This window comes from Oceanobacillus sp. M60, assembly GCF_053839645.1.
Map to the genome: position 1 here is coordinate 104,000 of NZ_JBSSNH010000008.1, position 13,557 is coordinate 117,556.

Sequence of the window (13,557 nt, forward strand, 5' to 3'; positions counted from 1 at the left end):
AAGGAGGCTGAATAATGAAGCATGTTATCGGTGTTGATTTGGGGACAAGTGCTGTGAAGCTTTTATTAGTTAATCAACAAGGAGATGTTGTAAAAGAAGTTTCAAAAACATATCCCCTCTTACAAGAAAAAACAGGCTATAGCGAACAGAACCCTAAAGATTGGGTAGACCAAACTGTCGCCGGGCTTTCTGAACTAATTCAACAATTCGAAGGTAAACCAGATGACATTGAAGGTATCAGCTTTTCTGGACAAATGCATGGACTGGTTCTGCTCGATGAAAATCAAAATGTTCTTCGTAATGCAATTTTATGGAATGATACACGAACTACAGCGGAGTGTCAGGAGATTTATGAAAAAGTGGGAAAAGAAAGACTGCTTCGTATCACGAAAAATTTAGCATTAGAAGGATTTACATTACCTAAATTATTATGGGTAAAAAATCATGAGCCTGAGCTTTATAATAAAGTAAAAACGTTTTTGTTACCAAAAGATTATGTCCGTTTGAAGCTTACTAAAAGTTTGCATACGGAATATTCCGATGCAGCTGGTACCTTATTGCTAAATGTAGCAGAAAAAGAATGGAGCAAGAGTATTTGTGATTTATTAGATATCAATTTGGATATATGTCCACCCTTGGTAGAATCTTCTGAAGAAATTGGAATATTGACCCCTGAGATCATTGAAAAAACTGGTCTGTCCAAATCAACTCGCATCTTTACTGGCGGTGCTGACAATGTATGCGGCGCAATTGGATCAGGAGTCTTAACAGAAGGTAAAACAATGGCCAGCATCGGGACATCCGGGGTAGTTCTCGCTCATGAAGACCGTAGAGATCGCAACTTTCAGGGAAAAGTTCACTATTTTAATCATGGCGTACCAAATGCTTATTATACTATGGGAGTGACACTAGCGGCTGGTCAAAGCCTTACGTGGTTTAAAGATACTTTCGCAGAAGAAAAAACGTTTGACCAATTGCTTAACGATGTTGATAAAGTTCCACCGGGTGCAAATGGTTTACTATTCACACCTTATATTGCAGGTGAACGCACCCCCTATGTTGATGCATCTATTCGTGGAAGTTTCATTGGAATAGACAGTTCTCACAAGATGAAACATTTTGTACGGTCTGTTATGGAAGGAGTTACATTTTCGTTAAATGAGTCTGTCCAGTTATTCCGGGACCAAGGGAAGAAAATCGATCAAATTATTTCCGTAGGTGGTGGTTCAAAAAATGAGATATGGCTGCAAATGCAAGCAGATATCTTTAATACAGAGGTTGTCAAATTATCCAATGAGCAAGGTCCAGGAATGGGAGCAGCAATGTTAGCAGCTTATGGTTGCAGGTGGTTTAGAACACTTGAAGATTGCGCAGATACTTTTTTACATGCAGAAAAAATATATAAACCGATAGAAGAAAATGTAGTAGTTTATCAAACTTTATTTAAACTCTACCAACAAGTCTATACTTCAACACAATCACTAAATAAAAAGTTGATGCAGCACCGGCAGTAATACATGGAGTCATGAGATTGATAATTTAAAAGATAACTGCTCCACGCAGTTATCATAGAAGAAGCTAGTAGAAACAATCAAAAAAATTTCATTTTAATATGTAAGGGTTCTCTTTATGGCAGGTTGACGTTATCTTTTCATTAAAAATGGAGGTATGAAAATGCATGCTGCACAATCGGAGCAAAGTGAAACACAAATAGTAAAAACGCAAAAGCTAAAAATGAGTGAAAAACTAACATTTGGTATAGGAGATTTTGGAGCAAATTATAGCTGGACCTTTATTGCCTCTTTTCTCACTATATATATGACGGATACAGTGGGGATTTCAGCTGGAATAATTGGAACGATTATTCTAATCTCCCGTGTTACAGATGGGTTCACTGATTTATTTATGGGGACCTTAATCGATAACACGAATTCAAAGATGGGCAAAGCCAAACCATGGGTGTTTTGGACAGCTCCCATTCTCGGTTTATTGACATTTTTATTATTCAATGTGCCAGGGGCATTAGACCAAACTGGAAAAATCATATATATTTTTATCATCTATTTGTTAATCTCTGCAGTTTTTTATACCGCTAATAACGTCGCTTATTCTTCTCTGACTTCTCTTATGACAAATGATAAGAATGATCGCGTTTCATTAGGAAGCATCCGCTTTATTTTTTCACAGCTGGCTGTTTTATCCATTACAACATTTACGACTTTTTTTGTAAGCGGATTCGGCGGCGGTCAACAGGGATGGACGATTACTACAATAATTTATGCTTTTTTATGCGCGGTCCCTTTGATGATTACCGGGTGGTTTGTAAAAGAAAGAAATATTGCTAAGCGAAAGACTGAAAATAATACAACACAAAGAGTTCCCTTTTTTCTCATAATGAAAGTATTGTTAACAAATAAATACTTTATTATCACAATTGTTTTGTACTTGCTTTGGTATTTAAGGCAGACTGATAACGGTATCAGAGTTTATTATGCTACTTACGTATTTAACAACGCTGACATCATGGCTATATTAAGCTTAGCAACTACTGTTCCAACAATAATAGGATTAATGTACACACCTAAATTTGTAGAAAAGTTCGGAATTCGAAGAAGTATCGTCATAGGGTTAATTATTTCCATTATCTCTTATTTGATTATGACCGTATTCTCTGAGAATTTAACGTTACTGACTATAGGTCTTATTGTAAACGCTATCGGTGTTGTTCCTTTCACAGGTGCACTTAGCGCTATTGTAGCAGACGTAGGAGATTTGATTTATTGGAAATCAGGAGTTCCTGTACAAGGATCTGTGTTTAGTTTAACAAGCGCTGGCATGAAGATTGGATCTGGGTTACAAGGGGCTATCGTCGGTTGGACACTTACTATTGGCGGATACGTTGCTGGTTCTTCCATTCAACCGGACAGCTCGATTTTAGCAATGAAATCCATGCAAATTTATTTTCCTTTTGCATGTATCATCATTATTATGCTAGTCACATTCACATTAAATTACGAAAAATTTATTCCATCTGTTAAGAAAGAAATTCAAGAAGGAAAAGTTGGCGAGAATCGTACTAAAAACTTAGTGAAACTTTAATTATATTGGGAGGAAATAAAAAATGACTTTTGAATATCATGTAGCGAAAAACGGGTCTGATATGGCCGAAGGAACAAAACAAAATCCTTTTTTAACAATTAACAAAGCAGCTTCTATTGTAGTGGCAGGTGATAAAGTTATTGTACATGAAGGAGAATACAGAGAACGAGTAAACCCTCAAAATTCCGGATTAAGCAATCTCAGAAGAATCACTTACGAAGCAGCAGAAGGTGAAAAAGTAATTATTAAAGGTTCAGAGCATATCCAAGATTGGCAGGAAGTAGAAAATAATGTATGGAAAGTTCAATTACCTAATTCATTTTTTGGAGAGTACAATCCCTATACCGAAGAAATTTTTGGTGACTGGGTCGTTTATAACCCCGGAAGACATTTAGGAGACGTTTATTTAAATGGTATGTCCTTTTACGAAACAGAAAGCTATGAACAACTACTGGATCCCGAGATACAAACAGAAGTATTAGATCATTGGACAAACGAAGTCGTCCCTGTTCATAATCAAGAGCAAACAAAATTTGTTTGGTTTGCAGAGGTCGATGAATACTACACAACAATTTACGCTAATTTTCATGAGTTTGATCCAAATAAAGAATTAGTAGAAATAAACGTTAGAAAATCTGTGTTTTATCCAGAAAATACAGGTATTGATTATATTACAGTTAAAGGATTTGAATTAGCACAAGCAGCTACTCCTTGGGCACCGCCTACCGCTGATCAACCTGGACTGATTGGTCCTCATTGGAGTAAAGGCTGGATAATCGAGGATAATATCATTCATGATGCGAAATGCAGCGCAATCAGTATTGGAAAAGAAGCCAGCACTGGAAATAACTTTAGCAGCAAACGAAAAGATAAGCCGGGTTACCAATATCAATTAGAATCTGTGTTCCACGCTCACCAAGCAGGTTGGAACAAAGAAAAAGTCGGTTCCCATATTATCCGAAATAACACAATCTATGATTGCGGCCAGAATGGCATCGTAGGTCATCTTGGCTGTGTATTTAGCGAAATCTATAATAATCATATTTATAACATTGCATTAAAGAGAGAATTTTTCGGGCATGAGATAGCAGGTATTAAATTACATGCCGCGATTGATACGCAAATTCACAATAACCGTTTCCATGACTGTTCTCTAGGCATATGGTCAGATTGGCAAACACAAGGTACGAGAATAAGCAAAAATCTATTTTATAGAAATAATCGCGACTTGTTTGTTGAGGTTAGCAGTGGTCCTTATTTAGTTGATCATAATATACTAACTGCAGACTATGCTTTAGATAATCATGCACAGGGCGGTGCTTACGTAAATAATATCATTCGCGGCAAAATGGTTCATCGCAAAATGTTGGATCGTCCCACTCCTTACCATTATCCACACAGCACAAAGGTAGCTGGTTTTGCAGCTACTTATGGCGGAGATGACCGTTTTTATAATAATATATTCATCGGCGATTCCAACTTTGAAGGAGTTGGCACAGCTCATTACAACGGCTATACAGCGTCATTAGAGGAGTATATTGAGACTGTAAAACAAGAGCCCGGCGACCATGAAGCATTCCATAAGGTGAATCAGCCTGTATATATCAATCATAATGCCTATTTCAACGGAGCAGCTTCTTTTGAAAGGGAAAAAGATAAGCTTGAAGTAAATCGTTTTGACCCTAAACTACGTATTATTGAAGAAGGCAATGAAGTGTATCTCTCTTGTGAACTTCCGGATGATTTTGAAAACATCCTCGGAGAAATCCAATCTACCGGAACGCTACCTCGAGTACGAATTGTTGATGCAGATTTTGAAAACCCAGATGGAAGTGAAGTTACTTTAGATACAGATTATCTGGGTAAACAAAGAAAAGAAAAAAGTGTTTTGGGACCAATTGTTGATTTAAAAAATGGAGAAAACTATGTGAAAGTCTGGGGATAAATGTTAGTCTAAACGAGATAAAATTAAATAAAAAGGGCTTGGATTATCAAGTCCTTTTTTCACTTACTCATATTGGAGTTGATCTTATGAAAGTAAACACAAAATACTTAAATGAAACGTGGAAGCTTTTCGTCTTAAAAAATGATTTTGGTATGGAGGTAAATATATTAAATTTCGGCGGAATTATCACGAAAATTAGTACTCCAGATAAAAATGGAAAAGTTGAAAATGTTGTTTTGGGATATGATAACTACGAAAATTATGAGACAGACTCTTATTTTTTGGGCGCTATTATTGGCCGAGTAGCTGGACGAATCAAAAATGCGCACTTTTCATTAAATGGAAAACAATATGAACTAGAAGCAAATGATGGAGTAAATCATTTGCACGGCGGCTCCAATGGATTTCACCAAGTCCTTTGGGAAGGAGAAACATTTGAATCAGATGCGTACGCAGGCGTCACCTTGCATTATATTAGCAGTGATGGCGAAAATGGTTTCCCCGGAAATGTGAAGACAGACGTTACATACACATTAACCAAAGACAATGAATTAATATTGGACTATTGGGCACAGACAGACGAAACAACACCGCTTACTTTAACAAATCATTCCTATTTTAATTTAACAGGCAATTTACGTGATTCAATACATGATCATCATGTTACGATAGATAGCCATCAATTTACAGAGCTGGATGGTGCCTTGTTACCCACTGGAAGATTACTTGATGTAAAGAACACCCCCTTTGATTTTACTCAAGGTCGGACGCTCAAGGAAGGTATAGTATTAAATTTCGAACAGAATAAGATTGTAGGAAATGGTTTTGACCATTATTTTATATTCGATCACGATAAAAAGGAAAATGTATTTGTCAGCGAGAAGACGAGTGGACGCACGCTTGCTATTGAAACGAATCAGCCAGGAATGGTGATGTACACTTCAAATAGTTTAGATGATGGGGCGGCGTTGTTGGAAGGGACAACTCAAAAGTATTTGGGTGTGTGTTTTGAAACACAGGGATTTACTGGTTCATTGCATGATGATGGTTTGCCTAGTATTATTTTGGGGGCTGGGGAGGTGTACCGGAAACGAACGGCGTTTCGATTTGGGGTGGAAAAGTAAGTTATAATGCTCTCCTAAACAATTATGAGTATTAAATGCTATAAATTTATACGTAAGGCTTTTGATGCTGACCTGATATTTTTATTTAAATATTTAAATTATCTCGAAAAAAAACGCCTAAATCGAAAGGTAATTCGATTTAGGCGTTTTAAGAAATTATTACTTTTGGTATTCCTTCATATGTTCCAAAAACAAATTCTCATAATATGAGTACCATGATAACGGCATCCTTAAGGATACTTCATTCAGTAATCTTGAAGATAAATTTCAAGAAAATAATGATGCTACAATTTATACAGAATCTATTTCTAAGTTTCGATTAATCTTTTCTATAGTAATCCCATCCAGATTCTTCTTACACTTCAATTCTTATCAGCGTCAATAAAGCATTAATACATCCTTGAGAAAAGTTTACAGTATGAAGCATTACCTAATTGTTCGTTTTAATTACTTCTTTAATACAGATTAAAACTTTTTATACCATCCTATAAAAGATGCAAAAAACCATCCCAAATAACGTCACAAACGTCGGCGTTAATGAGATAGCTAGAATATTAATTGCATATTCGGATTTCTTTTATTTTCATTACAAAGAAGATCACTTTAATTAATTGCTTCCTTTTTAATCATAACGATTTCAGAATAAGTTTACTTTCAATTAATCACGTAGCTTGTAGTTGAACGTTGTATCGATATCGATCACCGCGATAAAAAATCTCAGCGTATTCAATCAGTCGCCCCTGCTGATCTTCTGTCATTCTTTGCACATATAACAAAGGGCTATTTTCTGGAACTTTTAAATAGTCTGCTAAATATTTATCAGCTATAACAGACTCAATAGTTTCTTTCGCTTTATTTATAACATATCCTTTTTGACGAAATAATTGATATAAAGAAACATCTGGTGCATTTAGTTCTTCTGATGACAATTGAATAAAATCGGGACAATATACTCGCTGGAAACCAATCGGAACATCATCAATCAATCGTAATCTTTCATGACAACTCACCATGGCACCTTTAGGCAATTCAAGCTGAGAACACACTAATGGAGAAGCTTGAATATTCTCTTTGAATGAGATTAACAATGATTCTATCGCCCGTCCGTTATTTTCTTCAGAAAAACTCAATAATGTTTGCAGTTGTAATGATTCTTTTTTACTTAATACAATTGTACCAACACCATGAATTCGTTGGACATACCCTTCATCAACCAATAATTGTACTGAATTCCTCACAGTAATCCGACTTACATTATACCTTTTCTGCAACTCTGGTTCAGCAGGCAGCAAATCACCAACGACGAATTCGCCGTTGATGATTTGCTTTTTTAATTCTTCATATATAGCTATATATTTAACGCTGGTTCCCTTCATTATCTTCCACCACATTTGCTAATGAATTTGCTAACTCTACTAAATTATAATCATTGGCGGCTTGTACAGTATCGAATAAAGAGATAAAACGCTTATCAGATAAATCTATAAAAGCTCCAACCATCGACCCGACAATTGTTGCAATGGTATCCGTATCATATCCTATATTTACGGCATCAATGACTGCTTGTAAAGCATCCTCTTTGTTTAAAGCAATAATTCCAAACGCACAAGGTACTGCTTCTGATATATGCAAGCCACTGCCTACCACTTGTGATAAGCGACGTAATTTCTCATCTTTTGTACCAAAGCCATCAACTATATTATACGCTAATTGGATACGCTCCACAACACTTGGTCCTGCAACTTCCCGAGAAATGAACTGCGCCTTAGTTTCACCTCGGATAGCACCATAAAGACCTGCGCTTAATGCTTCATCAACCGTTGCATGAGGTGCTAAAGAAGCACTTGTTGCAGCAGCTACTGCACATGCTCCAGAAATCGCCAAGGAATTATCATGCGTCACTTGCGTAATAGTAATGGCAGAATCAATTGCCTGTTTCAAATTATCCGGATTCAAAATACCTGCTGGCGCAATCTTCATCGCCGCACCATTAGTTGCTTTGGAAGCATAATCTACCGTTGCTGCTCCAGGCAATGGCTTCATTTTCAACGAAGGGTCTTTATACATTGCTACTGCACTTCTTGTAGTTGGACCTGCAAAGCGATCAAAATACCACGGAACCTCTGACCAATCTAAAATTGCTTTAACCACAATATCCCTATCAATCACACCTTTATTCCGTAAAATTGCTTTGCTAAGAAAATAGATTTGTGAAAAATCATCCGTTACCTGCCCAGCCTCATTTCCTAATGCAAAAGCTGTTTTACCAGGTTTTTCCATTGTCGTCACTGGTTGGCCAAAATGTGTGCGAATTTGATCAAATGACATGTTCTCCGTAACCGCTCCCATTGCATCACCAATTGCTGCCAATCCTAAAATTCCTTGTATTTTTGTATTTAAATTCACTTCTATCATCCTTTCATTGATTCATTTGATATACTTACCTCGATTTAGACATTTCTGCCTCTGGATCTTTCACACCGAAAATAAGCGTTAAGATCATACCACCAAAGAATGAAATGGCCAAACCGACAATATACGCCCATAACGTTGGACCTGCGAATGCAGGAATTGTAGTCAGACCTCCAAATATAAAAGCATAACCAACTACATTAAATGCTCCCATAAATGCTCCTCCCAGTGCTGCTCCTATACATCCAGCTACTAATGGACTCTTAAATTTCACACCTAACCCATAAATCGCCGGCTCTACAATCCCTGATAAAAACACAGAAGTCATCGCAGTTAGTGAGAATCCCTTTAACTTTTTACTTCTAGTGCGTAAGAAAATAGCTAGTGCTGCTCCTGCCATCCCAAAATTAGCATTTGCACCATAAGCAATAAAAGCAGAATATCCGTTACTTGCAATCTCCGGAATAATTACCATTGTATTCGGCGCCCAATGCACTCCAAATAATATTAAAATATTCCATATCCCACCAATAAATGCTCCAGTAATAATTTGGTTAGCACCTGTAAACCAATCAATAACATTGGCAACCCCAATACTTAAATAATTCCCTAGCGGTCCGAATATCCCTGCAGCAACCGGAACCAATACCAATAACAATATCGTAGGTATCACAATCATGTGTAAACTATTTGGCAATTTCTTTTTCATATAGTGTTCCATTTTTGATTGTAACCAAGTAGTTAAAATAGCTGGAATGATTTGACTTGTATAATTAAAAACAGGAATAGATATCCCTAGAAAAACTACTGTATTTCCGCCATCTCCTTCTATCAAGTCAATAAACTCAGGCATAATCAAAGCTCCTAATACCGCAATCGCAATATATGGACTTGTATCAAATCGTTTAGCAGTTGTAATTGCTACTAAAATAGGTAAGAAATAGAATACGGAAGTCGCAGCCAGTGTTAAGATTAAATTCGTTGTGCTTTCAGTTGATAACCACCCTAATTCATTTGCTAAAATTGTAAAACCTCGAAGTAAACCAGCCCCAGCTAATAATGGAAGTAAAGGAGAAAAAATACTAACAACTAACGCAACAAATTCATTAAACCAATTACCTTTTTTATTATCGTTAAAATGAGTATTTTCCGAATCACCAGGAACAGCCTCATCGTCCGACTTCCATAGTTTTATAAACTCCTTATAGACATCGCCAACATGTGTGCCAATTATTATTTGAATCCCTGAATCCCTATCAACAATACCTGTCACACCATCCAATGATTCTATTTTTTTAGTTTCTACCAATGTACGATCTTTCAATGTAGGGCGTAAACGAGTTGCACAATGCGTTATTGACACTACATTATCTGAACCTCCCATCAACGATAATAATTGATCCGCCAGAAATCTTGATGTTCCCATAACTTCTTACTCCCTTCTAATTATAGTATAAACACCACAAGACAACAAGACGTTATGACGTCTTATCGTTAAATCTATAATATAATATTTTTTCAAAAATGTAAACGGTAACAAAAAATATCTTCTATTGAAAATTAACACCTTTTTATTTCTAAATTTCTTTATATACTTAGATTCGACAAGTAACAGTAACAATTCTCTAACAGATTTTTAATTGATAACTAGAGATTCTATCCAATACAAAAACTCCCTAGAGAATATAAAATCTCTAAGGAGTTTTTATTTATTAATTGTCGCCTTAAGTTTATAATTCGGTACACTCCAACCCTATCAATTATTACTTCCATCAACGAAATCTATTACTTTCTATCCCCATCATTTTCCACCCCCCTATTCATCTCCCATCTTTCCCTTCTTCCGCTCCATCCCAAACTTAATCCACCCATAAATCACCGCAACCGCTCCAAAATAACAAACACCAATAGATAAATAAGCTAAAATCTCCCAAAATATCATGTGTGATTCTCCTCCTTTATCCCTCAGGATCAAGATCCTCTTGCATAAATGCGCGAGTTGGCTGTTTATTCTTCGTCAATTGATGTGCAATAAAGAATGTAAACAGGTTCATGCAGATTCCAACAATTAATGTAGGGATTTGGAATGGTTCGTTAAGGCCGTAATTCCATAGGAGAGAAGAGATAATCCCCGCCAGGATAGCTGGTATCGCAGCGTATGGCGATACTTTCCTGTCTCTCGCTTTCCCCCATAATAATGCAATAATAATAACGGGAACAATGGACGGCGCCCAAAGGTCAAAAATGAATACCATTAAGTCGAAAACATTTGGAATTAAAAGGGCAACAAGAATTCCGCCAATTCCTACGATAAGTGTGGACCATTTGGCAAGGTTAAGCATTTGCTTATCTGTTGCTTTCGGATTAATAAATTCTTGATAGATATCCCTCGTGAAGATGGTGGAAGCAGTATTTAAGATAGAATCTCCAGTGGACATAACGGCTGCAATAAGCCCTCCGAAAATCAATCCGACAGCGCCGGTTGGCATATGCTCTAAAATTAATGTGGTAAATACAAGATCCGGATCGGTGCCTGGAAGAAGAACAACACCCGCTAGTCCGATAAAAACGACAGCAGTTGTCATGAAAAAGTAAAAGATGCCAAGGTAGGTCACCGAGCGCTTACTATCTAATGCATTTCTGGATGAAACATACCTCTGAATGTAAAAAGGAGCTAATGCTTCCCCCAGTAAGAAGGTTAAGAAGAAAGCAATCATGGCAGCAACGGTCCAGCCGCCGGTAAAATCTAAAATGCCGGCATCGATGGCGCTAACTTTTTCAACGATGGCTGGTACGCCGCCGATATTATTTAGTGCCAATGTCAATGTTGTTGCAACGCCGACGGTTAAGATAATAAACTGAATGGCATCCGTATAAATAACGGCCAGCATGCCGCCTCCCCAAGTGTAAATTACCGTAATAACAGAACCCAAAATAGTCATTGGAATATAATCAAATCCCGTCAAGGTTTCCAGAATTCTTCCCATTGCCAGCACCTGTACCCCAAACATTCCTACGCTATATAAGAAAGAAAAGATACCGGACACCAATTTCCCAGAGCGTCCATAGAAATATCCAAAAACATCTCCTACGGTGTAGACATTCCCCAGATTTCTAACCCGCGGCGCTACAAATTGTCCGATTAAAATTTGGCTGAAAACAACACCAAAAACGGCAAGAAAGATAACCACACCAGTCTCGTAAACGAACGCCACCCTGCCAATGGTTGCTCCGCCGCCGGCTAATGTTGCTGCAAGCGTCGCAAAAATAAGAGCCATTGGCATGGAACGGCCGGCAACGGTATAGTCTTTAAAACCGGAAATTCTTCTCATGGAATAGTAACCAATGTATAAGACGAGCGCTAAATAAAATAATACGATAATAACATCAAAGGTATTTACTGGCATATATCTTCCCCCTCATTTTATGATTTTTCAAATCGTGCTGGTGAGAAAGCTTCTATATTCAAGTCTGTTTGCCCGGTTAGGATGATTTCGGAAATCATTTTCCCGCTTACGGGTGCCATAGCCAAGCCTACCATGGCATGACCGGTACAAATATACATATTGTCCAGATGAGGTATCGCCCCAATGACCGGCATGCCATCAGGAGTCATTGGTCTCATCCCTCCCCATTCTTCTTCGGTATCTCCTTTGATTTCTTCCTTTAGATAGTGAGATGCAGCCGACCGAATCCCCTGCACACGTTTCTTATCGATGTTTACATTTTTTCCAGACAGCTCCATGGTTCCTCCGATGCGGATAGCATGGTCAAAAGGAGTAATTCCTCCCTTTAAATCACCTAGATAAAGCGGATGATCGATTTCTGTTTTAGGATTCGTGATTGTAATACTGTAGCCTTTCCCTGCAGTCAGCGGCAGCTTATAATTCAGCTTTTTTCCTATATCATCAGACCACGCTCCGGCGGCCAGCAGGAACGCATCCGCTTCAAAAACTTCCTGCTTGGTCTTTACCGAAGTAATCTGATTCTCCTGCTTTTCAATATCTATCACTTCTGTATTTGAATACAGCTTAACTCCCAATGCTTTTAATTTTTCCACTATCCCTTTGGAAAAGGACTCTGGACGAATATGGTATTGATTCTCTAAAAAAATGCCGCCCTTTACTTCATCGGAAAGTGCAGGCTCTAATGTTTTAACCTCCTGCTGATTTTTGTACTCCGGCTTTTGATGTCCATACTGATGCGAGACAGCTTTCAGGCGCTCTAATTTCTTCTTGAGGTTCGCCTCATAGAGAAATACAAACAGCATTCCTTTTTTATGCAATTCGAAAGTAACGCCATCCTTTTGAATCTCATTAAATAGAGATAAGGTATGCTTGCTTGTCGTTAATAAAGCCTCTTCCCCTTTTTTAAAAGCCGCTTCATTACAATGTTTCATAAATTGCGTCAACCAGCCGGACAGCTGCGGCATGGCAGAAGGCTTGATATAAAGCGGGCTGTCTTTTTTCATTAGCATTTGGATGGATTCCGTTACCAGCCCGGGTGTCGGCACCGGCTCATGGATTGCAGGACAGACCCATCCTTGGTTGCCCCTGGAGCACGCCATGCCAAATTCTCCTTTTTCAATAATCGTCACCTCTGCACCGGATTTTCTTAAAAAATAGGCACTGGTAAGGCCGATAACGCCTCCGCCAATTATGATTACTTTTTTCAAGATAAGGACTCCTTTGTTAAGCATTTGTGAAACAGTAAGATTAATCAGTAATCATTAAATTTTTCGTTAATTAAACAGATGCTTTATTCGATGGATTGTTCTATCTCGAATTATTGCCTGGCAACACATAAAGCTTGTTTTCTGACAGACTTATTTAGCACCCTCTTAATATTTTACAATTTTCTAATTTCTATTATACAAGATTAGACAGAATATTGCTTTATTTTGTTTTAATTTATTTAATATATGGCAGTAATATCAACTTCTAATAAATAGGTTAATCTTTAGCTTATCATTAAAAA

10 protein-coding genes are annotated in these 13,557 nt (G+C 37.5%); 4 read left to right on the plus strand and 6 right to left on the minus strand.

The annotated features are described in order from the left end of the window. Window positions 1-14 precede the first annotated feature (14 nt). From xylB to ACW0TQ_RS19245, 4 genes are all read left to right on the plus strand, one after another. Window positions 15-1,514, plus strand: coding sequence for a xylulokinase (gene xylB / locus ACW0TQ_RS19230; RefSeq protein ID WP_341173291.1), 1,500 nt, complete (start codon window positions 15-17; stop codon window positions 1,512-1,514). A 160-nt stretch (window positions 1,515-1,674) separates the two neighbouring features. After that, window positions 1,675-3,099: an MFS transporter gene (locus ACW0TQ_RS19235; RefSeq protein ID WP_341173292.1), complete on the plus strand. Its 1,425-nt coding sequence runs from the start codon at window positions 1,675-1,677 to the stop codon at window positions 3,097-3,099. Window positions 3,100-3,121: 22 nt separating this feature from the next. Beyond that, the gene (locus ACW0TQ_RS19240; protein WP_341173293.1) at window positions 3,122-5,044 is read left to right on the plus strand and encodes a right-handed parallel beta-helix repeat-containing protein; all 1,923 of its coding nucleotides are present in this window, start codon (window positions 3,122-3,124) and stop codon (window positions 5,042-5,044) included. A gap of 86 nt (window positions 5,045-5,130) precedes the next feature. After that, window positions 5,131-6,168 (plus strand): aldose epimerase family protein, encoded by a 1,038-nt coding sequence (locus ACW0TQ_RS19245; RefSeq protein ID WP_455725928.1) that lies wholly within the window; start codon window positions 5,131-5,133, stop codon window positions 6,166-6,168. Window positions 6,169-6,830: 662 nt separating this feature from the next. Here the strand turns inward: ACW0TQ_RS19245 and ACW0TQ_RS19250 are convergent. From ACW0TQ_RS19250 to ACW0TQ_RS19275, 6 genes are all read right to left on the minus strand, one after another. Further along, complete coding sequence (locus ACW0TQ_RS19250; RefSeq protein WP_256705101.1) at window positions 6,831-7,544, minus strand: GntR family transcriptional regulator; 714 nt, start codon at window positions 7,542-7,544, stop codon at window positions 6,831-6,833. After that, window positions 7,525-8,583, minus strand: a complete 1,059-nt coding sequence (locus ACW0TQ_RS19255) for an ADP-ribosylglycohydrolase family protein (protein WP_256705102.1) — start codon at window positions 8,581-8,583, stop codon at window positions 7,525-7,527. The genes ACW0TQ_RS19250 and ACW0TQ_RS19255 overlap by 20 nt, the downstream gene beginning before the upstream one ends. 25 nt (window positions 8,584-8,608) lie before the next feature. Further along, the gene (locus tag ACW0TQ_RS19260; protein WP_455725929.1) at window positions 8,609-10,006 is read right to left on the minus strand and encodes a PTS transporter subunit EIIC; all 1,398 of its coding nucleotides are present in this window, start codon (window positions 10,004-10,006) and stop codon (window positions 8,609-8,611) included. A gap of 390 nt (window positions 10,007-10,396) precedes the next feature. Further along, entirely contained in the window at window positions 10,397-10,522 is a 126-nt protein-coding gene (locus ACW0TQ_RS19265; RefSeq protein ID WP_256705104.1) for a hypothetical protein, read from the minus strand. A 16-nt stretch (window positions 10,523-10,538) separates the two neighbouring features. Continuing rightward, entirely contained in the window at window positions 10,539-11,987 is a 1,449-nt protein-coding gene (locus tag ACW0TQ_RS19270; RefSeq protein WP_332094551.1) for a sodium:solute symporter family protein, read from the minus strand. Window positions 11,988-12,004: 17 nt separating this feature from the next. Beyond that, on the minus strand, window positions 12,005-13,255 hold the full coding sequence (locus ACW0TQ_RS19275) for an NAD(P)/FAD-dependent oxidoreductase (RefSeq protein ID WP_455725930.1): 1,251 nt from the start codon (window positions 13,253-13,255) through the stop codon (window positions 12,005-12,007). Between the last annotated feature and the right edge of the window lie 302 nt (window positions 13,256-13,557).